This is a genomic window from Streptomyces sp. iso_384 (genome assembly GCF_056172905.1).
Window position 1 is genome coordinate 269,991 of record NZ_JBWBTT010000001.1, and the last position, 23,882, is coordinate 293,872.

17 protein-coding genes and 3 rRNA genes are annotated in these 23,882 nt (G+C 67.2%); 8 read left to right on the plus strand and 12 right to left on the minus strand.

Annotated elements, in window-relative coordinates; genetic code table 11:
• Positions 1 to 2: 2 nt before the first annotated feature.
• Positions 3 to 1,337, minus strand: coding sequence for an MFS transporter (locus AC0VY3_RS01165; protein WP_475551619.1), 1,335 nt, complete (start codon positions 1,335 to 1,337; stop codon positions 3 to 5).
• A gap of 132 nt (positions 1,338 to 1,469) precedes the next feature.
• On the opposite strand from AC0VY3_RS01165, the gene AC0VY3_RS01170 reads away from it, so the two are divergent.
• The 4 genes from AC0VY3_RS01170 to rrf all read left to right on the plus strand — a co-directional run bounded on the left by AC0VY3_RS01170 (position 1,470) and on the right by rrf (position 7,856).
• A complete protein-coding gene (locus AC0VY3_RS01170) occupies positions 1,470 to 2,027 on the plus strand; it encodes a MarR family winged helix-turn-helix transcriptional regulator (protein ID WP_103511785.1) in 558 nt (185 codons plus the stop codon).
• Between the two features lie 681 nt (positions 2,028 to 2,708).
• Positions 2,709 to 4,234, plus strand: a 16S ribosomal RNA gene (locus tag AC0VY3_RS01175).
• A gap of 302 nt (positions 4,235 to 4,536) precedes the next feature.
• Positions 4,537 to 7,661 (plus strand): 23S ribosomal RNA (locus AC0VY3_RS01180).
• Between the two features lie 78 nt (positions 7,662 to 7,739).
• A 5S ribosomal RNA gene (gene rrf, locus AC0VY3_RS01185) occupies positions 7,740 to 7,856 on the plus strand.
• The 16S, 23S and 5S rRNA genes sit together here, the layout of an rRNA operon.
• Positions 7,857 to 7,925: 69 nt before the next feature.
• Here rrf and AC0VY3_RS01190 read toward each other — a convergent pair.
• The 4 genes from AC0VY3_RS01190 to AC0VY3_RS01205 are packed head-to-tail and all read right to left on the minus strand — an operon-like array spanning position 7,926 to position 11,646.
• The gene (locus AC0VY3_RS01190; RefSeq protein WP_103512593.1) at positions 7,926 to 8,591 is read right to left on the minus strand and encodes a response regulator; all 666 of its coding nucleotides are present in this window, start codon (positions 8,589 to 8,591) and stop codon (positions 7,926 to 7,928) included.
• Positions 8,588 to 9,874, minus strand: coding sequence for a sensor histidine kinase (locus AC0VY3_RS01195; RefSeq protein ID WP_475548690.1), 1,287 nt, complete (start codon positions 9,872 to 9,874; stop codon positions 8,588 to 8,590). The genes AC0VY3_RS01190 and AC0VY3_RS01195 overlap by 4 nt, the downstream gene beginning before the upstream one ends.
• Positions 9,875 to 9,895: 21 nt before the next feature.
• Positions 9,896 to 10,702 carry an ABC transporter permease gene (locus AC0VY3_RS01200; RefSeq protein WP_475548691.1) on the minus strand — a complete coding sequence of 269 codons (807 nt, stop codon included), beginning with the start codon at positions 10,700 to 10,702 and terminating at the stop codon, positions 9,896 to 9,898.
• Positions 10,699 to 11,646 (minus strand): ABC transporter ATP-binding protein, encoded by a 948-nt coding sequence (locus AC0VY3_RS01205; RefSeq protein ID WP_475548692.1) that lies wholly within the window; start codon positions 11,644 to 11,646, stop codon positions 10,699 to 10,701. The genes AC0VY3_RS01200 and AC0VY3_RS01205 overlap by 4 nt, the downstream gene beginning before the upstream one ends.
• A gap of 142 nt (positions 11,647 to 11,788) precedes the next feature.
• Here AC0VY3_RS01205 and AC0VY3_RS01210 point away from each other — a divergent pair, with 142 nt between their 5' ends.
• Positions 11,789 to 12,349 carry a GNAT family N-acetyltransferase gene (locus AC0VY3_RS01210; protein WP_475548693.1) on the plus strand — a complete coding sequence of 187 codons (561 nt, stop codon included), beginning with the start codon at positions 11,789 to 11,791 and terminating at the stop codon, positions 12,347 to 12,349.
• A gap of 91 nt (positions 12,350 to 12,440) precedes the next feature.
• Here AC0VY3_RS01210 and AC0VY3_RS01215 read toward each other — a convergent pair whose 3' ends face one another.
• From AC0VY3_RS01215 to AC0VY3_RS01245, 7 genes are all read right to left on the minus strand, one after another.
• Positions 12,441 to 13,982, minus strand: coding sequence for a type IV secretory system conjugative DNA transfer family protein (locus AC0VY3_RS01215; RefSeq protein WP_103512598.1), 1,542 nt, complete (start codon positions 13,980 to 13,982; stop codon positions 12,441 to 12,443).
• 1 nt (position 13,983) lies between these two features.
• The gene (locus AC0VY3_RS01220; protein ID WP_103512599.1) at positions 13,984 to 15,402 is read right to left on the minus strand and encodes an ATP-binding protein; all 1,419 of its coding nucleotides are present in this window, start codon (positions 15,400 to 15,402) and stop codon (positions 13,984 to 13,986) included.
• 76 nt (positions 15,403 to 15,478) lie between these two features.
• The gene (locus AC0VY3_RS01225) at positions 15,479 to 17,029 is read right to left on the minus strand and encodes an SCO6880 family protein (RefSeq protein WP_103512600.1); all 1,551 of its coding nucleotides are present in this window, start codon (positions 17,027 to 17,029) and stop codon (positions 15,479 to 15,481) included.
• Positions 17,026 to 18,396 carry a hypothetical protein gene (locus AC0VY3_RS01230; RefSeq protein WP_475548694.1) on the minus strand — a complete coding sequence of 457 codons (1,371 nt, stop codon included), beginning with the start codon at positions 18,394 to 18,396 and terminating at the stop codon, positions 17,026 to 17,028. The genes AC0VY3_RS01225 and AC0VY3_RS01230 overlap by 4 nt, the downstream gene beginning before the upstream one ends.
• A complete protein-coding gene (locus AC0VY3_RS01235; protein ID WP_475548695.1) occupies positions 18,386 to 19,255 on the minus strand; it encodes a DUF8175 domain-containg protein in 870 nt (289 codons plus the stop codon). The genes AC0VY3_RS01230 and AC0VY3_RS01235 overlap by 11 nt, the downstream gene beginning before the upstream one ends.
• 181 nt (positions 19,256 to 19,436) lie before the next feature.
• Positions 19,437 to 19,745 (minus strand): hypothetical protein, encoded by a 309-nt coding sequence (locus AC0VY3_RS01240; protein WP_003968086.1) that lies wholly within the window; start codon positions 19,743 to 19,745, stop codon positions 19,437 to 19,439.
• Positions 19,746 to 20,077: 332 nt separating this feature from the next.
• Entirely contained in the window at positions 20,078 to 20,623 is a 546-nt protein-coding gene (locus tag AC0VY3_RS01245) for a hypothetical protein (RefSeq protein ID WP_103512603.1), read from the minus strand.
• A 354-nt stretch (positions 20,624 to 20,977) separates the two neighbouring features.
• Between AC0VY3_RS01245 and AC0VY3_RS01250 the strand changes: the two genes are divergently transcribed.
• From AC0VY3_RS01250 to AC0VY3_RS01260, 3 genes are all read left to right on the plus strand, one after another.
• Positions 20,978 to 21,403 (plus strand): hypothetical protein, encoded by a 426-nt coding sequence (locus AC0VY3_RS01250; RefSeq protein ID WP_258047419.1) that lies wholly within the window; start codon positions 20,978 to 20,980, stop codon positions 21,401 to 21,403.
• Positions 21,400 to 23,220, plus strand: coding sequence for an alpha/beta hydrolase (locus AC0VY3_RS01255; RefSeq protein ID WP_475548696.1), 1,821 nt, complete (start codon positions 21,400 to 21,402; stop codon positions 23,218 to 23,220). Before AC0VY3_RS01250 ends, AC0VY3_RS01255 begins: the two co-directional genes overlap by 4 nt.
• An 80-nt stretch (positions 23,221 to 23,300) precedes the next feature.
• Positions 23,301 to 23,780, plus strand: coding sequence for a hypothetical protein (locus AC0VY3_RS01260; RefSeq protein WP_475548697.1), 480 nt, complete (start codon positions 23,301 to 23,303; stop codon positions 23,778 to 23,780).
• The last annotated feature ends 102 nt before the right edge of the window (positions 23,781 to 23,882 follow it).

The window sequence follows — 23,882 nt, forward strand, 5'->3', positions numbered from 1 at the left end:
GGTCAGTGACCGGCGGAAGCCGAGGCGGGGGCGGGTGCGGTGTTCCCGGCGGGCACCGCGCCGTCCGGCCCCTCGGGCAGTGACACCGCCACCACCCGCGAGGGGACGGCTGCCAGCGACGGCTGGTCCTGTACGGGGGTGAGCCGACGGCCCAGCCGCAGCGCGAGCGCCGTGATGCCCAGCGAGAACAGCACGAAGGTCACGATGTACGGGCCGTGCAGCGACGCCCCCATCGGCCCGCCGACGGCCGGACCGACCGCGAGCGCGAGCTGCTTGCACAGGGCGAACGCCGAGTTGTACTGCCCGACCATCGACTCCGGCGCCAGATCGGCGACCAGCGGCGCGACGGTCGGCGACAGCATCGCCTCACCCAGCCCGAACAGCGCGTACGTCGAGATGAACGCGGCCGTCGCCATGGTCTGGCTGCCGTGGCCCAGCCCCGCGTATCCGGCGACGATCCAGGCGAAGGCCCAGATCAGGCCGACCGCGGCGATGACCCGGCTGCGCCGCCGCCGCTCCACGAGCCGCAGTACGACGAACTGCGCGACGACGATGACCGCGGTGTTGGCGGCCAGCGCGAAGCCGAGCGTGGAGGGCTCGATCCCGGCGGCCTCCGTGCCGTACGCGGCGAGCCCGGACTCGAACTGCCCGTAGCAGGCGAAGAACAGCACGAACCCCAGCACGCACAGCTGCACCATGGCCCGGTGCGACAGCAGCGCCCGCAGCCCGCCGCCCTTCGCGGCGGACCCGTCCGCCGGCCTGGCACCGCCGAGCGAAGCCGTACGCGGCATGCGCACGGTGGTCACGACGACACCGAGCACCACGAACATCGCGGCCTCGATCAGGAAGAGCATCGTGAAGCTCGCGGGACGGTCCACGTCCACCAGCTGCCCGCCGACGAGCCCGCCGAGGCCGAGCCCCAGGTTCTGCAGGAAGAACTGCATGGCGAAGGCGCGCGTACGGGTCGCGGTGCTGGAGCACCACACGAGCATCGTGGCGAGGGCAGGCTGCATGACGGCGGTACCCGCACCGAGGACCGCGGCGGCCAGCACGGCGGCCGGAACGCTGCTCGCGAACCCCAGGGCGGCGGCGCCCACGGAGGCCAGAGCGGAGGCCACCACCAGCACGGGCAACGGGCCCCGCCGGTCGATGGCCCGCCCGGTGAACGGCAGAACGGCCAGCGCCGCCATCGCGAAGACCGCCAGGACGACCCCCGCCGTCCCGGCGCCCAGATCCCGTACCTGCGCCACGTAGACGTACAGATACGGAACGGTGAACCCGAGCCCGAACGCGCTCAGCGCGCTGCCCAGCTGGATCCGCCGCAGCGCTGCGCCCATCTCCCTGGTCACACTCACCTACCTCAAGGTTTCGAAGAAATCAGACTCGAAGACTTTAGCACTAAACTTAGAAGGTGAAAACTACAGACTGAAGGACTTCAAGGGTGGTGGGGGCGTGCCATACTGCCCGCCATGTCTGAGAGCACCGAGGAGCCCGGCCCCAGCGAGCCGAGCCTCGACGAACAGATCGCCGCCTACCAGCGCGAGTTCCGCGACCTCGACCCGCAGGTCGAACAGGTGGTCTCCGCACTGGGCCGCCTGAACCGCCGGATGAACGTCGCGTACGGGAGGCAGGTCGCCGCCCTCGGCATCAGCAACGCCGAGTGGGAGGTCCTCAAGACCCTGGTCCTGGCGGGCGCCCCCTACCGTCTGGGTCCCGGCGAACTGGCGAAGCGCCTCGGCCTCACCCCGGCCGCCATGACCCACCGCGTCGACCGGATGGCCGGCGAGGGCCTGGTCACCCGGGACCGCGACGAGAACAACCGGGTCCGCGTCATCGTCGAGCTGACCGACGAGGGCCGTACGAAGTGGCTCGAGGCGATGCGCATGGCGAGCGACTTCGAGGAGGACCTCCTCCAGGACCTGTCCGGCGACGAACGCGGCGTACTCGGCGAACTGCTGGTCCGCCTCCTGCGCCGCGTGGAACACGCCCAGCCGGACGCCGGCGGCCGCCTCACCGACCTGGACTGACGGCCACGCCGGAGGCCACCGGGGGAGGGTTGACACACCCCCTGGTGGATCCGTAAAGTTCTCCGAGTTGTCACGGAGCCGGAACGGTTCCGCGGCAGCCGATCCCGCCGCGAACGCGGCAACCAAACTTCAGCACGATCTCCCACTCGGGATGATTTCGGCATGCCGGAATTCATGACGAGGGCCCGATTATGAGCCGCCGGGAGAATCCGCTAGAGTTTGAGCGTCGGAACGGCCCAACGGCCGGGAAGGCAAGCCCCGCTGACTGGGAATCAGGCCCGAAAGGATCTGATAGAGTCGGACTCGCCGGAAAGGGAAAACGCGAAAGCGAAGGACCTGGAAAGCGAGAACTGCTTGACCCGCTTCGGCCGGGAATCGGACACGAAAGAGTCTGATAGAGTCGGAAACGCAAGAACGAAGGGAAGCGCCCGGAGGGCCCCGGTGAAACGGGACCGAAGGAAGCGTCCGTTCCTTGAGAACTCAACAGCGTGCCAAAAGTCAACGCCAGATATGTTGATACCCCGGCCTGCTTCAGCAGGTTGGTGGTTCCTTTGAAAGTCCTACCGGGTTCACTTCGGTGACCGGGTAGGCAATTACACAGCGAGGACGCTGTGAACAACGGGTCTTATTCCGACCGGTTGTTCCGCTCTCGTGATGTGTGCACCCGATTACGGGTAAACATTCACGGAGAGTTTGATCCTGGCTCAGGACGAACGCTGGCGGCGTGCTTAACACATGCAAGTCGAACGATGAAGCCTTTCGGGGTGGATTAGTGGCGAACGGGTGAGTAACACGTGGGCAATCTGCCCTTCACTCTGGGACAAGCCCTGGAAACGGGGTCTAATACCGGATAACACTCTGTCCCGCATGGGACGGGGTTAAAAGCTCCGGCGGTGAAGGATGAGCCCGCGGCCTATCAGCTTGTTGGTGGGGTAATGGCCTACCAAGGCGACGACGGGTAGCCGGCCTGAGAGGGCGACCGGCCACACTGGGACTGAGACACGGCCCAGACTCCTACGGGAGGCAGCAGTGGGGAATATTGCACAATGGGCGAAAGCCTGATGCAGCGACGCCGCGTGAGGGATGACGGCCTTCGGGTTGTAAACCTCTTTCAGCAGGGAAGAAGCGAAAGTGACGGTACCTGCAGAAGAAGCGCCGGCTAACTACGTGCCAGCAGCCGCGGTAATACGTAGGGCGCAAGCGTTGTCCGGAATTATTGGGCGTAAAGAGCTCGTAGGCGGCTTGTCACGTCGGATGTGAAAGCCCGGGGCTTAACCCCGGGTCTGCATTCGATACGGGCTAGCTAGAGTGTGGTAGGGGAGATCGGAATTCCTGGTGTAGCGGTGAAATGCGCAGATATCAGGAGGAACACCGGTGGCGAAGGCGGATCTCTGGGCCATTACTGACGCTGAGGAGCGAAAGCGTGGGGAGCGAACAGGATTAGATACCCTGGTAGTCCACGCCGTAAACGTTGGGAACTAGGTGTTGGCGACATTCCACGTCGTCGGTGCCGCAGCTAACGCATTAAGTTCCCCGCCTGGGGAGTACGGCCGCAAGGCTAAAACTCAAAGGAATTGACGGGGGCCCGCACAAGCAGCGGAGCATGTGGCTTAATTCGACGCAACGCGAAGAACCTTACCAAGGCTTGACATATACCGGAAAGCATCAGAGATGGTGCCCCCCTTGTGGTCGGTATACAGGTGGTGCATGGCTGTCGTCAGCTCGTGTCGTGAGATGTTGGGTTAAGTCCCGCAACGAGCGCAACCCTTGTTCTGTGTTGCCAGCATGCCCTTCGGGGTGATGGGGACTCACAGGAGACTGCCGGGGTCAACTCGGAGGAAGGTGGGGACGACGTCAAGTCATCATGCCCCTTATGTCTTGGGCTGCACACGTGCTACAATGGCCGGTACAATGAGCTGCGATGCCGCGAGGCGGAGCGAATCTCAAAAAGCCGGTCTCAGTTCGGATTGGGGTCTGCAACTCGACCCCATGAAGTCGGAGTTGCTAGTAATCGCAGATCAGCATTGCTGCGGTGAATACGTTCCCGGGCCTTGTACACACCGCCCGTCACGTCACGAAAGTCGGTAACACCCGAAGCCGGTGGCCCAACCCCTTGTGGGAGGGAGCTGTCGAAGGTGGGACTGGCGATTGGGACGAAGTCGTAACAAGGTAGCCGTACCGGAAGGTGCGGCTGGATCACCTCCTTTCTAAGGAGCACTTCTTACCAGGCTTCGGTTTGGTCAGAGGCCAGTACACCGGCGAATGTTCGGTGCTGGTTGCTCATGGGTGGAACGTTGACTATTCGGCACGGTGAGCACGGTTTCGTTAGTACTGCTTCGGCGTGGAAAACGGGAACGGGTTGATCGTGTCGGGCACGTTGTTGGGTGTCTGAGGGTGCGGCCGGAATGGCTGTCCTTCTGATCCGGCCCCAGTGAACTCGCCTGTGAAGGGTGGGGTGATGGGTGGCTGGTCGTTGTTTGAGAACTGCACAGTGGACGCGAGCATCTGTGGCCAAGTTTTTAAGGGCGCACGGTGGATGCCTTGGCACCAGGAACCGATGAAGGACGTGGGAGGCCACGATAGTCCCCGGGGAGCTGTCAACCAAGCTTTGATCCGGGGGTTTCCGAATGGGGAAACCCGGCAGTCGTCATGGGCTGTCACCCGCTGCTGAACACATAGGCAGTGTGGAGGGAACGAGGGGAAGTGAAACATCTCAGTACCCTCAGGAAGAGAAAACAACCGTGATTCCGGGAGTAGTGGCGAGCGAAACTGGATGAGGCCAAACCGTATGCGTGTGATACCCGGCAGGGGTTGCGCATTCGGGGTTGTGGGATCTCTCTTTCATAGTCTGCCGGCTGTGAGACGAGTCAGAAACCGTTGATGTAGGCGAAGGACATGCGAAAGGTCCGGCGTAGAGGGTAAGACCCCCGTAGCTGAAACATTAACGGCTCGTTTGAGAGACACCCAAGTAGCACGGGGCCCGAGAAATCCCGTGTGAATCTGGCGGGACCACCCGCTAAGCCTAAATATTCCCTGGTGACCGATAGCGGATAGTACCGTGAGGGAATGGTGAAAAGTACCGCGGGAGCGGAGTGAAATAGTACCTGAAACCGTGTGCCTACAAGCCGTGGGAGCGTCGCTGGCAGTACTTGTGCTGTCAGTCGTGACTGCGTGCCTTTTGAAGAATGAGCCTGCGAGTTAGCGGTGTGTAGCGAGGTTAACCCGTGTGGGGAAGCCGTAGCGAAAGCGAGTCCGAATAGGGCGTTTGAGTTGCACGCTCTAGACCCGAAGCGGAGTGATCTAGCCATGGGCAGGTTGAAGCGGAGGTAAGACTTCGTGGAGGACCGAACCCACCAGGGTTGAAAACCTGGGGGATGACCTGTGGTTAGGGGTGAAAGGCCAATCAAACTCCGTGATAGCTGGTTCTCCCCGAAATGCATTTAGGTGCAGCGTCGTGTGTTTCTTGCCGGAGGTAGAGCACTGGATAGGCGATGGGCCCTACCGGGTTACTGACCTTAGCCAAACTCCGAATGCCGGTAAGTGAGAGCGCGGCAGTGAGACTGTGGGGGATAAGCTCCATGGTCGAGAGGGAAACAGCCCAGAGCATCGACTAAGGCCCCTAAGCGTACGCTAAGTGGGAAAGGATGTGGAGTCGCAGAGACAACCAGGAGGTTGGCTTAGAAGCAGCCACCCTTGAAAGAGTGCGTAATAGCTCACTGGTCAAGTGATTCCGCGCCGACAATGTAGCGGGGCTCAAGCGTACCGCCGAAGTCGTGTCATTCACACATATAGGGCCAACGCCTGTGTGGATGGGTAGGGGAGCGTCGTGTGCCGGGTGAAGCAGCCGCGGAAGCGAGTTGTGGACGGTTCACGAGTGAGAATGCAGGCATGAGTAGCGATACACACGTGAGAAACGTGTGCGCCGATTGACTAAGGGTTCCTGGGTCAAGCTGATCTGCCCAGGGTAAGTCGGGACCTAAGGCGAGGCCGACAGGCGTAGTCGATGGACAACCGGTTGATATTCCGGTACCCGCTTTGAAACGCCCAGTACTGAATCAGGCGATGCTAAGTCCGTGAAGCCGGCCCGATCTCTTCGGAGTTGAGGGTAGTGGTGGAGCCGATGAACCAGACTTGTAGTAGGTAAGCGATGGGGTGACGCAGGAAGGTAGTCCAGCCCGGGCGGTGGTTGTCCCGGGGTAAGGGTGTAGCCCGTGTGGTAGGTAAATCCGTCACACGTTAAGGGTGAGACCTGATGCCGAGCCGATTGTGGTGAAGTGGATGATCCTATGCTGTCGAGAAAAGCCTCTAGCGAGTTTCATGGCGGCCCGTACCCTAAACCGACTCAGGTGGTCAGGTAGAGAATACCGAGGCGTTCGGGTGAACTATGGTTAAGGAACTCGGCAAAATGCCCCCGTAACTTCGGGAGAAGGGGGGCCATCACTGGTGATCCGATTTACTCGGTGAGCTGGGGGTGGCCGCAGAGACCAGCGAGAAGCGACTGTTTACTAAAAACACAGGTCCGTGCGAAGCCGTAAGGCGATGTATACGGACTGACGCCTGCCCGGTGCTGGAACGTTAAGGGGACCGGTTAGCTGACTTTCGGGTCGGCGAAGCTGAGAACTTAAGCGCCAGTAAACGGCGGTGGTAACTATAACCATCCTAAGGTAGCGAAATTCCTTGTCGGGTAAGTTCCGACCTGCACGAATGGCGTAACGACTTCTCGACTGTCTCAACCATAGGCCCGGTGAAATTGCACTACGAGTAAAGATGCTCGTTTCGCGCAGCAGGACGGAAAGACCCCGGGACCTTTACTATAGTTTGATATTGGTGTTCGGTTCGGCTTGTGTAGGATAGGTGGGAGACTTTGAAGCGGCCACGCCAGTGGTTGTGGAGTCGTCGTTGAAATACCACTCTGGTCGTGCTGGATGTCTAACCTGGGTCCGTGATCCGGATCAGGGACAGTGTCTGATGGGTAGTTTAACTGGGGCGGTTGCCTCCTAAAGAGTAACGGAGGCGCCCAAAGGTTCCCTCAGCCTGGTTGGTAATCAGGTGTTGAGTGTAAGTGCACAAGGGAGCTTGACTGTGAGACCGACGGGTCGAGCAGGGACGAAAGTCGGGACTAGTGATCCGGCAGTGGCTTGTGGAAGCGCTGTCGCTCAACGGATAAAAGGTACCCCGGGGATAACAGGCTGATCTTCCCCAAGAGTCCATATCGACGGGATGGTTTGGCACCTCGATGTCGGCTCGTCGCATCCTGGGGCTGGAGTCGGTCCCAAGGGTTGGGCTGTTCGCCCATTAAAGCGGTACGCGAGCTGGGTTTAGAACGTCGTGAGACAGTTCGGTCCCTATCCGCTGTGCGCGTAGGAATATTGAGAAGGGCTGTCCCTAGTACGAGAGGACCGGGACGGACGAACCTCTGGTGTGCCAGTTGTCCTGCCAAGGGCATGGCTGGTTGGCTACGTTCGGAAAGGATAACCGCTGAAAGCATCTAAGCGGGAAGCCTGCTTCGAGATGAGTATTCCCACCCTCTTGAAGGGTTAAGGCTCCCAGTAGACGACTGGGTTGATAGGCCAGATGTGGAAGCCCGGTAACGGGTGGAGCTGACTGGTACTAATAGGCCGAGGGCTTGTCCTCAGTTGCTCGCGTCCACTGTGTTAGTTCTGAAATAATGAACAGCCGTGTAAACATCCGGTGTTCAAATTTTCATAGTGTTTCGGTGGTCATTGCGTTAGGGAAACGCCCGGTTACATTCCGAACCCGGAAGCTAAGCCTTTCAGCGCCGATGGTACTGCAGGGGGGACCCTGTGGGAGAGTAGGACGCCGCCGAACAATTTTTCCGGGAAAGCCCCGCACCTTTTGGTGCGGGGCTTTTCTGCGTTTCGGAGCCCTTACACACTGTCACGTGGGGGTCACCAGGCGGGTGTCGTAGGCCAGGATCACTGCCTGGACGCGGTCCCTTGCGCCTGTTTTGGCGAGGATGCGGGTCACGTGCGTCTTCACCGTGGACTCGGCGAGGTGGAGGCGGGTGGCGATTTCCGTGTTGGACCAGCCTTGGCCGATGACGGTGAGAATTTCCCGTTCCCGTTCCGTCAGTGCGGTGATGCGTGGGTCCGACGCGGTCGGTGCGCCGGGTACGGCCGGGAGGTGGTGGACGTATGCGTCGAGAAGACGGCGCGTCAGGGTCGGGGCGACCACCGCATCGCCGGCGGCCACCGCACGTATGCCGGCGAGGAGTTCCTCGGGCAGGGCGTCCTTGACCAGGAAGCCGCTGGCCCCGGCGCGCAGACCGTCGTAGGCGTACGCGTCGAGGTCGAAGGTCGTGACGATCAGGATGCGGGTGCCCGCACCCGAGGCGATGATGCGCCGGGTCGCCTCGATGCCGTCCAGGCCCGGCATCCGGATGTCCATCAGCACGACGTCCGGGTGGTGGCGGGCGACCAGGTTGACGGCCTCGGTGCCGTTGCCCGCCTCGCCGACGACCGTCATGTCGTCCTGGCTCTCCAGCAGCATGCGGAAGCCGAAGCGCTGCATCGGCTGGTCGTCCGCGATGAGTACGGTCGTCACGGGTGCGTGTCCTCCAGGGGAAGTCGGAGCCGTATCTGCCAACCGCCGTGGTCCGGCAGCGGGCCCGCTTCGAGGGTGCCGTCGTACAGTGCGGCGCGTTCCCGCATGCCCATGATGCCCTGGGCCGGCAGGGGGGCTTCCTCCGTGTCTGCGGTCGTGCCCGCTGTCGTGCCGGGGGCGGCTCCGGTGCCCGTATCGGTGATGTGGGCGTCCAGGTGTGTGCGTGAGCAGGTGAGTGCGACCGTCGCGGACGTGGGGCCGGTGGCGTGTTTGAGGGTGTTGGTCAGGGCTTCCTGGACCACGCGGTACACGGTGAGTTGGCGGCCCGGGGTGAGGGCCGCCCGCAGGGGATCGCCGTTCAGTTCCAGGTGGACGGTCAGGCCTGCCCGGCGTACGCGGTCGATGAGGGGGGCCAGTTCGTCGAGTGTGGGCTGGGGGGTGCGTTCGCCGTCGGGGTGGTCGTCGCGCAGGACTCCCAGGAGGCGGCGGAGTTCGGAGAGGGCCTGTCTGCTGGTGGTGCCGATGGCTTCCAGCGCCTGGCCCGCGCGTTCCGGGTTCTTCCGGGCCGCGTACGCGCCACCGTCCGCGAGACCCGTGATGACGGAGAGGTTGTGGCCGATGATGTCGTGCATCTCCCGTGCGATACGGGTGCGTTCGGCGGCGGCGGCGAGCCGGGCCTGCTGGTCGCGTTCGTGTTCCAGGCGGTGCGCGCGCTCGACCAGAGCCTCCGTGTACTCGCGCCGGGTGCGTACCGCGATGCCCAGAAGCACCACGAACACCAGGCCCCAGACGTACGAGACCACCTCCTGGCCCCAGCCGGCGGGGATGCGGATGCCGCCGGCCAGGACCGGGACGACGAACAGCAGGGCCGCCGCCCCGACCGTACGGAGGGACGAGCGCAGCACGATCTGGAAGACCGGGATCAGCTGGAGGAGTGCGGCCTGCACCACGGCCCCCGTCCAGATGTTGACGACCGACACCGGTGCCATGAGGAGCAGTACGGCCCAGGGGTGCGTGCGGCGCCACAGCAGGGGCAGCGAGAAGCCGAGGCTCATCAGGAGCACCAGGAACTCGGGCGCCGTCACGTTGTCGTGTGCGACGGTCCGCCAGCCGCCGGAGGTGTAGTCGAGCACCGCCGCCACGGCCCAGAACGCGGTCACCGCGGCGTCCCAGACGCGTGGCCGGTGTCGGTCGAAGGCGCGGAGACGGTCCAGGGAGTCGCGGATGATCCGGGTGAGGGGGGCGGCCGTCGTACCGCCGGGGCCTCGGGGGTGGTACGTCACCTGGTCGCCTCTCCTCGTGTGTCAGACGTCGCGGCGCTTGAGGGCCAGCGCTGCCGCGGCCAGCGTCGTGCCCGCCCACAGCGACAGGGCGAGCAGGGCGGGGCCCGGGGAGACGGTGCCCGGGATGGGGGTGGCGGAGCCCAGGGCGCCGGTGGCCTGGGTGGGAAAGTACATGATGGCGCGCTCGACGGCGTCGTACGGGAGCATCCCGAGGACCTCCGGCAGGATCATGACGCCGCCGATGACCGCGCCGATCGCCCCGGGCACGGAGCGCAGCAGTGCGCCGAGGCCGAGTGCGATCAGGCCCATCAGGGTGAGGGCGCCGGCGTTGCCCGCCAGGGCGCGCAGGATGCCCGGGTCGGTGAACGAGGCGGCCTGGTCGGTGTCGTGGAGGAAGACCTGGGCCGCCGCGAACGTGACCAGGGCCGTCGCGAACATGACCGTGAAGACGGTGGCGGCGAACACCGCGGCCTTGGCCCACAGGACGGGGAGCCGGGCGGGTACGGCGGTCAGCGAGGAGCGGATCATGCCCGTCGCGTACTCGCCCGCGGTCATCAGGATGCCCAGGACGATCAGGCACAGCTGGCCGAGCACGCTGCCGTACAGCGTCAGGACGACTGTGTCGACGTCGGAGTCCCCGCCGCCGGAGGTGTACGTCCCGCCCATGATCATCCCGACGCCCAGGACCATGACGACCGCCGAGATGACGGTGATCCAGGTGGAGCGCAGGGAACGGAGCTTGTGCCATTCCGAGCGCAGGACGCGGGTGGGGGTGATGCGGTACGGGGAGGTCGAGGGCCGTGGTGGTGTGAGGTGGGTTGTGGTCATGCTGCTGCTCCGATGCGGTGGTGGTGCGCGCGGTGGTCCACCGATTCCTGGGTGAGGTCCATGAACGCCTGCTCCAACGACACGGTCTGCGGCGTCAGTTCGTGCAGCGTGATCGCGTGCGTGGCGGCGATGCTCCCGATGTGCGTGGCGTCCGCGCCCCGGATGCGGAGTTCCTGGGCCGGGGAGCCGGTGGTGGAGGCGGAGGTGGCGGTGATGGTCACGTCCGGGGCCGCCAGGTGTGCGCTCAGTTCCTCCGGCTGCGGGGTGACGACCTTGACGGACTGGCCGCCCGCCGAGCGGATCAGCTCGGCCACGGTGGTGTCGGCGAGGAGCCTGCCGCGGCCGATGACGATCAGGTGGTCGGCGGTGAGGGCCATTTCGCTCATCAGGTGGGAGGAGACGAGGACCGTACGGCCTTCGGCGGCGAGGGAGGTGAGGAGGGTGCGGACCCACAGGACGCCTTCGGGGTCCAGGCCGTTGACCGGTTCGTCGAGGATGACGGTCGCGGGGTCGCCGAGGAGTGCGGCGGCGATGCCGAGCCGTTGGCCCATGCCGAGCGAGAAGCCCTTGACCCTTCGGCGGGCGGCGTCGGTCAGCCCGGCGAGGTCGATGACCTCCTCGACGCGGCGGCGCGGGATGCCGTGGGTGTGGGCGAGAGCGATGAGGTGGTCGAGGGCGGACCGGCCCGGGTGGACGGAGCGGGCCTCCAGCAGGGCGCCGACCTGGGTGAGGGGCGCGGGGTGGGTGGCGTAGGAGCGGCCGTTGACGGTGGAGCGGCCGCGGGTCGGGGTGTCGAGGCCGAGCAGCATGCGCATCGTCGTGGACTTTCCGGCTCCGTTGGGGCCGAGGAAGCCGGTGACCGTGCCGGGGCGGACGGTGAAGTCGAGGTCACGGACGACGGTTCTGTCGCCGTACCTTTTGGTGAGTCCGTGTGCCGTGATCATGCGGTCGACGCTACGGAGCCGGCGGGGCGCGGTCGTCCGACCGGGGGTTGGACGTGGGCCGGGGCGTAGTACCGGGGTACGACGGGGTGTCGGTGGGCTCAGTCGGTTGAGTGTGGAGCGGGCGGGGGTGAGGATCGGGGGCATGGACTATGTGATGCGTGCGGTGCGGGCCGATGAATGGCCGCGGGTAAGGCAGCTGCGGCTGGATGCCCTCAAGGACCCGGCGGCGCCGGTGGCGTTCCTGGAGTCGTACGAGGAGGCAGTGGCACGGCCGGACGTCTTCTGGCAGGAACGTGCTGCTGCCGCGGCCGAGGACGGGGGCGGCCGGGTCCGGCAGTTCGTCGCGGAGTCGCCGGACGGGGTGTGGGTGGGCACGGTCACCGTGCTCGTCGAGAGCCCGGAGGACGATACGCGCTTCGGGGAGGCTTCGGCGGTGGATCAGGCGCACCTGGTCGGTGTGTTCGTCCGCCCCGGGGCGCGGGGGACCGGGGTGACGGACGCGCTGTTCCGCGAGGCCGTCGCGTGGGCCTGGTCGCTGTCCGCGCCCCGGATGGAGCGGGTGCGCCTCTATGTGCACGAGAAGAACCCTCGGGCCGCCGCCTTCTACCGGCGGTTCGGATTCGTCCCCTCCGGGCAGCGGATTCCGGCCCCGGGCGGGCGGGGCGAGCAGGAGGTGGAGTACGTCCTGGGGCGGGAGGCGTAAGGCGGGGTGTGGCGGGGGCGTAGCGGGAGTTCCGGTGCGGTGTGCTGGGGTGTGGCCCGGCCGACGCCCGGGCGGGGCTTGTGAGGGTTGCCTAGCCGATGCCCGGGGCCGGTGCGTGCAGGGTTTCCTGCCAGCGGGCGCGGCCCTGTTCCCGGGAGCGGAGCAGTACCAGGGCGGGCATGCCCCGGGTCTGGCCGGTCGCCAGGAGTTCCGGGAGCTGGGGCAGCGGGGCCACGGCCGCGACGTCGTCGAGGACGAGTGTCATTGGTGGGTCGAGCCGACCGTCGGATGACCGTGCGGCCATGCGGCGGCCGTGCTCGACCACGTCTGCGGCGAGCGCGGTGAGGAGGGGCATCGCGCCGGGGCGGGCACGGGGATCCTCGATGGGTTCGCCCACCAGGTAGAGCGTTCCCCCTTCGTCCGCAAAAGATTCCAGGGCGAGGGAATCCGCTCGGTTCGCCGTGCAGGCCTCGCGGATGTGCACCGTGGAGAGCGCGGCGAACGCCCGTACCGTCAGTTCCTGGGCCACTTCTCGCCGTTCCGGATAGGCGGTGAGCGCGGACTCCAGCAGCCCGGCGAGTCCGGACGCGGCCTTGGGGTGCGTACGGAGGAGGCGTACCGGTTCGTGGGCGCCGGCCCCGGAGGCCCAGCGCAGGACCTGGCGGAAGGGGCGGCCGTCCACCGCGGCGGCGTGCAGCCAGCACTGGAGGAGCGTCTGCGCCGTGTCGGCCACCGCCGCGTCGATCCGGGCCTGCGGGCGTACCGGGGCGAGCAGGGCGGCCGCGCGTGCGGCGGCGACGTCGGGGAGCTCGCAGCCCTCGGTGGGCGACCAGTGGAGGCGGGCCGGGGTGTCGCAGAGGTGGCCCGGGTCGTAGACGAGGACCGGGCCGAGCTTGCCGCGTGCGTCCTTCGTCTCGGCCCACACCGTGGGGTCCGAGGTGACGACGAGTGCGGGGCCTTCGGCGTCGTGGATGGCCTGGACGACGGTGGGGCGCCGGTCGGGGGCGGGGGCGTAGACGAGGAGAGGGGTGCGGGGGGAGGGGAGGAGAGCCGCGCCTGTTCCGGGGAGAGGACGGGTGTCTTCGGTCGCGGGCGGGTTTGCGGCTGGGGGGTGGGGTGTTGCTACCGGTGTCGCTGGTGGTGGTGTCGCCGGTGCCGGTGCTTGTGGGGCTTTTGTCTGTGCCGGGGGCGGTGTCGGCTTGTGTGGCGTGAACGACGCCTCCTCGCGGCGCCGTTCCCGTACCGCCCGGCCACGGGCCACGACTCCGAGCGTGAACACCGTGAGAACCACCAGCACCATCAGTTCGCCGATGAACAGACCCCAGAACAGCCCGTATCCGGAGAGCTGGGCCGGGGGCGTCTGCGGCCAGGCGGCGGGGAGGTCCTGGGGGGCGGTGGCCAGTTCGCGCAGGGCGAGCGGGGAGCGGGTGAACGTCACGCCGTCCGGCCAGGCCCCGTGGGAGAAGAGCCCGGCCAGGCCGGTGGCCGTCCAGGTGACCAGGGTGGCCGCGAGGAGGAGGCCCAGGAGGCCGATCAGCAGGCCGTCCGGGATGCCGCCGCCCTGGGGCCGGCCGTCGTGTCCGTCGGGGTGGGCGGGCCCGCTGCCCCGGCCCCGTGCTGCCTGGCGTGCCATGTCATGCCACCGTTGACTCTGACGACTCGTTGATCCGTTGCTGGTTCTCGATCCGGGCCGCCCGTTGCTCCGCCTCCAGTTCGGCGGCGCGGATGTCCTCGGGGAGCAGGTCGTCCGTCGAACCCTCGGTCATGGCGCGGTCGGTGAAGACCAGGGGGCGTTCGGCCTCGGTGATCAGGTGTTTGACGACCTGGACGTTGCCGTTGACGTCCCAGACGGCGATGCCGGGGGTGAGGGTCGGGATGATTTCGACGGCCCAGCGGGGCAGGCCGATGACCCGGCCGGTCGCTCTGGCCTCGTCCGACTTCTGGGCGTAGATCGTGCGGGTGGAGGCCATCTTGAGGATGGCCGCCGCTTCCTTCGCCGCGGCTCCGTCCACCACGTCACTGAGGTGGTGGACGACGGCGACGAAGGAGAGGCCGAGGCGGCGTCCGAACTTCAGCAGGCGCTGGAAGAGCTGGGCGACGAAGGGCGAGTTGATGATGTGCCACGCCTCCTCGACCAGGAAGATGCGCTTCTTGCGGTCGGGCCTGATCCAGGTGTGTTCCAGCCAGACGCCCACGATGGCCATGAGGATCGGCATCGCGATCGAGTTGCGGTCGATGTGCGAGAGGTCGAAGACGATGAGGGGTGCGTCGAGGTCGATGCCGACGGTGGTCGGGCCGTCGAACATGCCGCGCAGGTCACCGTCGACGAGCCGGTCCAGGACGAGCGCGACGTCCAGGCCCCAGGCCCGTACATCGTCTATGTCGACGTTCATCGCCTCGGCGGACTCGGGCTCCGGGTGGCGCAGCTGCTCCACGATGTCCATCAGGACCGGCTGGCGGTCGGTGATGGTCGCGGTGACGTAGGCGTGGGCGACCTTGAGCGCGAAGCCGGAACGCTCGTCGAGGCCGTGGCCCATCGCGACTTCGATGATCGTACGGAGCAGGGCGAGCTGGCCGGTGGTGGTGATGGAGGGGTCGAGGGGGTTGAGGCGGATGCCGCCGTTGAGGGCTGCGGTGGGGTCCAGGCGGATGGGGGTTATGCCCAGCTCCTGGGCGATGAGGTTCCATTCGCCGACGCCGTCCTCGCCCTGGGCGTCCAGGACGACGACCTGACGGTCGCGGAAGCGGAGCTGGCGCAGGACGTACGTCTTCTCCAGCGCGGACTTGCCGTTGCCGGATTCGCCGAGGACGAGCCAGTGGGGGGCGGGGAGCTGTTGTCCGTAAAGCTGGAAGGGGTCGTAGATGTAGCCCTTGCCGCTGTAGACCTCGCGGCCGATGATCACGCCGCTGTCGCCGAGGCCGGGGGCGGCGGTGGGGAGGTAGACGGCCTGGGCCTGGCCCGTGGACGTACGGACGGGGAGGCGGGTGGTCTCCACCTTGCCGAAGAGGAAGGAGGTGAAGGCATCCGACAATGCGGACAGGGGGTCTCGCATGGCGTGGGTGCCCTCTCTTCCTGCGGGTTGGGTGGGTTGGGCGGCTTGGGTTCGGTGTTCTGTGCGGGTGCTCGGGTCAGCGGCGGATGCCGGTGGCGAACGGGAGCGTGTTCACGAAGGCCCGGTGGTGCTCGCGGTCGCACCATTCCAGCTTGAGGTACGACTTGCCGGCCGAGGCGCGGATCGTGCGCTTGTCGCGGGCGAGGGCCTCGGGTGAACGGGACGACACCGTGATGTACCCCACCAGGTTCACTCCGGCCGCGCCACTGGCGAGATCTTCACCCCGCTGGTCGAGCCGGCCGTGGGCGGCGATGTCGCGGGGGTCGACGGTGCGGTTCATCTTGGCCTGGCGGCTGGCCTCGGCGTCGTCGTTGGTCTTCTCGGTCAGCATGCGTTCGATGGCGACCTCGGTGGGTTCGAGGTCCATGCAGACGGCGACCGTACGGATGACGTCGGGGGTGTGGACGAGGAGCGGGGCGAGGAAGTTGACGCCGACGGGGGTCATCGGCCATTCCTTCACCCAGGCGGTGGCGTGGCACCAGGGGGCGCGGGTGGTGGACTCGCGGGTCTTGGCCTGGAGGAACGTGGGCTCGACGGCGTCCAGTTCGGCGGGCCAGGCGTTGCGCTTGGTCATGGCCTGGATGTGGTCGATGGGGTGGTCGGGGTCGTACATGGAGTGCACGAGGGAGGCCAGGCGGCTCTGGCCGAGCGGCTGGCGGACGCGGATGTCGGCCTCGGCGAGGCGGGCGCAGATGTCGGTGAGCTCGCGGGCCATGACGACGGCGAGGCCGGCGTCGCGGTCGAGCTTGCGGCCGCCGTGGGGGCGGGCGGCGCGGGCCATGGCGTTGGCCTCGGCGGCCAGTTCGCGGCTGTAGTGCATACAGGCGACGAGGTAGGCGCGGTGCTGCTCGCTGGAGGTGGAGACCATGGACTGGAGCTGGTCGTAGGAGTCCTGGAGCCAGCCCGGGGAGGCCTTGTCGCCGCGCTGGGCGACGTCCTTGGCGTGGGCGTCGGGGTCGGCGGGGAGGGTGCGGGCGAGCATCTGGAGGCGGGTGACGAAGCCGTCGCCGTTGGCCACGTGCTTGAGGAGGGTGCCGAAGCGGTCGACGAGCGCTTCCTGGTCCTCGCTGTCGCGGAGGCCGACGCCGGGGCCCTCGATCTCGATGGCGGCGGTGACGGTGCGCCGGTCGGCGTGGAGGAGTACGGCGATCTCGTCGGGGCCGAAGGGGGCGGCGAGCCAGCTGATCCGGCCGATGCCGGGGGGCGGGCCGATCTCGACCTCACGGCCGTCGGCGCTGACGCCCGCTTCCATGGCGCCGGAGCGGTAGGCGGTGCCGCGGCGCAGGGAGCGCTTGAAGCTGCGGTTGATCTCGAACCACTTGTAGAAGGTCCGGCCCTTGTACGGGACGTACACGATGGCGAGGGCCAGCAGGGGGAAGCCCACGAGGCAGACGATGCGCAGGGAGAGGACCGGGACGAGGAGCCCGCTCATCATGCCGAGGAACGCGCCGACGATGATCAGGGCGATCTCGCCGGTCTCGCGGTTCTTGCCGACGATCGCGTTCGGCCGGGCGCGGCCGATGAGATACGTGCGGCGGGGCGCCATCGTGTGGGACTGGGTCGTCAACGCCCGCCACCTCCTGTGCTCGAGTTACCTGTGGTGCCGAAGCCGCCTCCGCCTCGGGGGGAGCGGCCGCTGTGGGGGGTCCCGGAGGTGGGTCCGGACCCGCTGCGGGGGGAGGGGGCGGCGGAGGGGACGGATCCGCCGCCTCCGCCTCCGCCGGAGGTACGGGAGCTGTGGGCGGCGACGCCGCCGCTGGCCGGGTTGGCGGGGCGGGCGCCTCCGCCGCTGTTCTGGTCGTTGCGGCCGCTGTGGGTCTTGATGCCCTGGGAGACGAGGGCGGCCGGGGAGCTGATCAGGGCGGCGGCCTGGGCGCCGTCGGTGGCCTGCTTGCGGTTGGTGCGGGCGCCCTGGATCTCGTCGCCGAAGCCGGGGACGAAGCGGTAGATCATGGCGGAGGCGAAGATGGCGAGCAGGATGATGGAGAGCCCGGAGACGACGGCGGAGAAGGCGTCGGGGCCGTCACCCGCGGAGAGTGCTCCGGCGAGGCCGAGGACGATGACGATGACCGGCTTGACCATGATCACCGCGATCATGATGCCGGCCCAGCGGCGGACGTGGCCCCACATGTTCTTGTCGACGAGGCCGGCGTAGACGACGATGCCGAGGAGCGCGCCGACGTAGAGCAGGGCGGCGCGGATCACGAGCTCCAGCCACAGGATGCCGGCGGCGAGGATCGAGACGAGCGAGACGACGATCAGCATGATCGGTCCGCCGCCGATGTCCTCGCCCTTCTTGAGGGCCTCGGCGAACGAGCCGAAGAAGACGTCGGTCTGGCCGCCGGTGGCGGAGGAGATGACCTCGGTGACGCCGTCGGTGGCGGAGACGATGGTGTAGAGGATCAGCGGGGTGAAGGCCGAGGCGAGGACGGTGAGCCAGAGGAAGCCGACGGCCTCGGAGATCGCGGTGGTGAGCGGGACGCCGCGGATGGCGCGCTTGGCCACGGCGAGGAGCCAGAGGACCAGGGTGAGGACGGTGGAGGCCGCGAAGATGACGGCGTACTGCTGGAGGAACTTGGGGTTGGTGAAGTCGACGTTGGCCGTGGACTCGACGGCCTCGCTGAGCTTGCCGACGATCCAGGAGGCGGCGTCGGCGCAGCCTCGGGCCAGGGAGGAGAGGGGGTCGAGGGATTCCGAAGCGTCGGGAGAACCCGGCACGCTGTCGGACGCCCCGGCGCCGTCGCCCTCCTCGCAGTACTTCTTCACCTCACCGAACAGAAGGCTGCAGTCCTCGTTGCTGCTCGGTGACGGCGTCGGGGTAGGAGTCGGGGTCGGCTCGGCGGCCGCGCGTCCGGCGAACGCCAGAGCGGCTGCGTGCAGTCCGAACAGCGCGGTGGCCACCGAACGGAAGCGGTACTTGGGGCTACCTGGCATAAGTGAAGCCTCCGTACTCCTCGACAGCCTTGCTGATCACGTCGGACTTGGAAGCGGCGAGATCGCCGGGGACGGGCGCCGGGCCGTCGGTCTCGGATGCGGCGGTCACTTTCCAGTCACCGCCCGACCACGACAACTGAGCCGTCCATGTCTTCCAGGTGGTGCTCACCGGCTTGGTGGAGTCCTGCCCGGACATGCCGACGAGACCCGTGTACCAGACAGCTACCTTTGCGGTGTCGCCTTCGAACTCCAGGACCTTCGTGCCCACGGGGACGGTCCGAGAGATGAAGGTGCTGCCCTCCGGGGCGTTGCCCTCGGGGTCGAGACCGAGGTGTGCGAGGAACTCGGTCGAGTAGGCCTGGTCCTGGGGTGCTCTGATCTTGTCCGCCGTGGCAGGCGAGTAGACGGTGTCGAGGATCCGGTCGCGGCTTTCCTTCGTGAACATCTCCGCCGACCCCAGCGCCACCGCATAGTTCGCCGCCGCGCTCTGCGCCCCCTGCTCGTCGTGGGCGAAGCCGGAGGCGATCGTGCCGTTCTTGCCCTGGACGGGCTTGGTGCCGGTGGGTGCCGTGGGGGCGCTGCCCGCGGTTCCACGGCTCTTGGCGCCCGGGGACGCGGCATCGCCGCTGCCGCCGCCGCGGTTCGCGATGGCGATGGCGGCGACGAGGAGGACCACGACGGCGGTGATCGTCACGAGCGAGCGGGAGTTGCGGACGGGGCGGCGCGCGTGGGGGTGGCCCGGGTCGCCGTCGGGGAGACGGGTACGGGTCTGACGGGTGCCGCCGAGGGTGCTGTACGGGTCGTCCGAGCGGCTCCCCTGGTCCTTGCCGCGGTAGTCGTGCTCGTCACCGGGACTCATGCCGCGTTCGCTCCCTCGGTCGTGTGCAGATCCGCGCAGGACGACGGTAGCTGTGCTGGTTGCCGCTTGAGCGCGGTGTGGTGACTCGACATCAGGGAAACGCAACCTCAGCCGGTGGGCACGACGGGCGGATGGTGGGGAGCGGGCTGGGACGGCCCGGACGGGTGTGGCCGGCGGTGGGTCAGACGGCCATTCCGTACACGATGGTGAACAGGGTGCCCAAGGAGCCGATGATGAAGACCCCGGTCAGCCCTGCCACGATCAGGCCCTTGCCCTGCTCGGCGCTGAACGTGTCGCGCAGTGCCGTCGCTCCGATGCGCTGCTTCGCCGCGCCCCAGATCGCGATGCCGAGGCAGAGCAGGATGGCGATGGCCATCACCACCTCGATCATGATGCGCGCCTCGTTGCCCAGCGTCCCGAACGGCCCCCAGTCCGGAGCGATTCCGCCGATGATGGTGGTGATGTCGCCCTTCTCTGCTGCCAGGATCATGTAAGTCACCGCCCCTGTTGGGTAGTTCGCTGCCCGTGCCGTGCGGCACGGGTCGCCTTCTATCTTCGCTGATGAAACCGCGCTCGCACGACGCCTTCCCGGGTCTCTTTACCCGGATCTCGCACGTTTGACCGGGGCGGCCGCCCTGACCTGCGGCTCGTCCGGCTCCCCATGCATATGCCTGGTTACTCTGTGTATCACGGGGTGTGACCAGGAGCAACGACGGTGGCCATGGGTTCTGAAGCGGTTGCAGCGTTCGCGGGGCACGGCGTGTTCGTATGCGCCGTTCGAGAGCCGTCGGTGCGCCGGTCGGCACCATGTTCGATGTTTCGTCAGGCCGGCCTGGTGCGGCGGTAGTAGGAGACGGTGACGGCGCCGAGGAGCGGACCCCAGAGGACGAGCGGCTGGTAGATGACGCCGACCAGGAGCCGGCCGGTGGGGGTCATGTCCGTGTGGGGGTACGTCCACCACAGCGGCATGGCGGCCCAGATCGCGGTCAGCGCGAGAGCCCCGGCGGCGGCCGGTACGACGGCGGCCAGGGGGCGGACGGGGCGGCCGCCGACAAGAGGTATCCAGCGGGGCACCGTTTCGCCCCACGGGCGCACCAGGCCGAGGGACAGCAGGGCGAGCAGCTCGCAGACGACGCTCAGCGTCAGCATCCACAGCTTGGCTCCCGGGGTGTCGAACGGTACGAAGCCCGCCGCGGTGTACCCGGACGGGAACCCGAAGACCATCGCCAGCCGCCACAGTCCGGTCGGCAGCACGATCAGCGTGATCAGCTGCGCGCAGCGGACCGCCCAGGGGGGTGCGGGCGGGGGAGGCGTGGGGGCGGAGTGGTCGGTGCCGGCGGTGGGGCGTTCCTGTCGGGATCGCGTCATACGTCCATCGTGGTCCGGAGGGTGTGGCGTGGCGTCAGCTTCTGATCCGGCATGCGCTGTTCTGCGGTACGAGGCCGGGGGGCTGGGCCTCCGCCGCGCGGCGGAGGAGGGCACGACCGTGGTGTGCCTGTGCCTGTGGTTGTGCCTTGTCTGCTTCTGTGCTCGCGCTCGGCTCCCCTTCGTTCGGGTGAACCGCAGGGCCCCACGGGATCGGCGGGCCCCGCTTCGCCCGGCCGGGAATCACGGGGACGGGTGGGTACGGAGCCGGGGCGCCGGTGCGTTGACGGGCGGCATGTCGCGCACCGCGGATTTGGCACAGTGCCGCTCCACGATCAGGAGAACTGTGTGAACGGGGTGAGCGGTGTGGGCGGAGTAACCGTGGTCGGGCAGCCGGACGACGGCTGGGAGCGGCTGGGGGTGCCGGTCGGATCTGCGGCAACGGTGGGGGCGGCCGGGGACGGGGATCTCCTGCACAGCGGCGGTCCATGGCAGCGGGCCGCCGGTGGGGCCGACCACCTGGTCACACACCTCGGCCCGGTGAAGAGCGAACTGGCGGCGGCGCACCAGGGCTTGATCGCCGGGGCCGGAGCACTGTCCGCCTTGGCCGAGCTGAGCACCGTGCGGGCCTCGTGGGAGCGCCGGATCGAAGCGGCGCGCCGCGAGTGCGGGAGCCTCGCCGGGAGTCTCCGAGGAGTCGTCCAGGCGCAGACACGGACGAACGAGGGGGTGAGAAACGACTTCGACAGGGTGAAGGCGCAGAGCGGTGGCGGCGCCCGGTGAGCGGACGGAGCGGCGGGGCGGGTTCCGTGCTGACCTGGTCCGCCTTACGTGACGTGAAGTGCGCCGAGCTGGAGGAGGCCGCGGACGGCTGGGGCCGGGTGAGCAACCGTGCCGAAGCGGCCCGGGACCGTATCGAGGGCCGGATGCTGCCCGGCCTGCGCGATACGCAGAAGGGGGAGGCGGTGGGGGCGGCCGAGGGGCGGCTGCGCCGGCTGGGGGTGAACTTCCAGTACATCTATACCGAGTGCGGGCTGCTGCGGACCGCGCTGAACAGCCTGGCCCATGAGATCAAGGCCCAGCAGCGGGTGTTGCAGGGGGCGCTGGACGATGCGGAGGCGCTGAAGTTCACGGTGCACGCGGACGGTTCGGTGACGTATCCGGCGGCGGGCGAGGGCCTGGTCGACGGGAAGCCGCTGGCGGGCGGGACGGCGTCCGGGGTCCCGAACCCGGGCATGGTCACCCCCTCGGGGCTCGTCGCGCCCAACCCGAACGCGGGCAAGGCCCAGGACATCGCGGACCGCGTGGCGCAGGCGGTGCGGACGGCGGCCGATGCGGACTGGCGGTATGCCAGGATCCTGCGGTCGCTGAAGGCACACGAGGGGTTGGCCGTTCCGGCCGCGACGTGGACGGACGCCGCGGCCGATGCGGCGGCGGTGCGGCAGGCGGCGCACAACTACCTGAAGGACGCGATCCCGCACGACGCGAGTCCCGCCGAGCGCAAGGAGTGGTGGGCCGGCCTGACGGACGAACAGCGCGAGGAGTACCTCGCGGTGTACCCGGACCAGATCGGCAACCTGGACGGGATTCCGGCCCTGGTCCGTGACGCGGCGAACCGGGACAACCTCCAGCTGTTGATGGGGAAGCTGGAGGGGCGGGACGACGACGAATCGGCGACGAAGCTTGCGGCGTTGCGGGAGATCGACCGGCAGCTGCGGGCGGTGCCGAAGCCGGGGGAGCCGCCGATGTATTTGCTCGGGATCGGCGATCAGGGGAACGGCCGGGCGATCGTTTCGTACGGGAACCCGGATACCTCGCGGAATGTGGCGGCTTATGTGCCGGGGTTGAACACGTCGTTGGATGAGGAGTTTGCGCAGGGGGATCTGAAGCGGGCGCGTGATCTGTCTATTGCCGCGAATCAGTACGGGGAGCCCTCTGCTGCCATCACCTGGCTGGGGTATGACGCGCCGCAGTCGCCGGACGGGCTCGGGACCCTAGCTGTTGCGTGGGGCGGCAGAGCGGAGAAAGGTGGTCTGGCCTTCGGCGAGTTCATGGGCGGAATCGAAGCGGCCAATGACCACGAGGACCCGCACCTTACGGCCATCGGCCATTCCTATGGTTCTCGGACTGTGGGGTCTGCCACGCAGCAGTCGGGCGGAATTCCGGGTGCCGATGAGATTGTCTTCGTCGGAAGCCCTGGAGTGGGCGTTGATAGTGCTGACGACTTGGGTGTAGGCCGAGACCATGTTTTCGTCGGAGCGGCCGCCAACGACGTTGTGACAAAAGTACCTTCCAAGAAGGAGTCGGCTGTCGGGGCGGTGGAGATGCTGTACGGCGGGCCTGCGGCTGCGTATCTCTTCGGAGATCTGGCCGACCGAGGAGACGATGACGTCTGGTTCGGCAGTGACCCAGCCAGCGAAGCGTTCGGGGCTCGGCGGTTCGAGGTGGGGGATGGGCCGCCTTTGATCGGGAAGGGAAAGCTCAACATCGATGCACATTCGGAGTACTTCGATCCTGAGATCGATAGGACATCGGTCGAGAACATGGCATTGATCACCGCGGGTCATGCAGACAGGATCAAAAGGGAAGAGCCGCGTTGATGGATCGATTTCGAGAGATGCTCGTGGCCCTTCTTGTGGGGACTTTGCTGACGGGGTGCGCTGGGGCGCGGGGTGGAACCATGGATATGCAGGATGCTGCTGAACACGCCGATGAGATGCTCGACAGTGTTCTTGCGGGGATCGAACCACGTGTGCGTTGGGTTCATGGCCCGACCACGACGGGAAGCTGCACGGTTACACGGCGGCGGACTGTGATGACCATCGTCTCCTCCCAACGGAGGGGAAGCTTCCTGGGCTTGGTGGACCGGTTCTGGCGGAAGAGCGGCTATCGCGTCACTGCGATCAACAGTCATGTCGACGCCCCTGCAATTTTCGTGAGAACTCAGGACGGGTTTCAAATGAGCTTGACGGTTGCCGACAAGGGGCAGGCGCACTTCACCGTGGACAGCCCCTGCGTCCGCCACTCCGTGGTTGCCGATTCCACCAGTCGGGCCACCGCGTTCCTCGCCCCCGAGGCGCAGTCCATCCCCCGCCCCAACATCCACTCCGACTTCTGGTCGGCTGACTCCCCCGGTGCGGCGGCGGCAAGCAGGTCGTGATCGGGGCAAGGTGGCTCAACTCGGCGGGCTCGTAAGGATTTTGAGCCCGCCATTGGGTCCTGGGGCCCATGTCGTGTCCCCTGCCCGTGTGGTCGCATACGC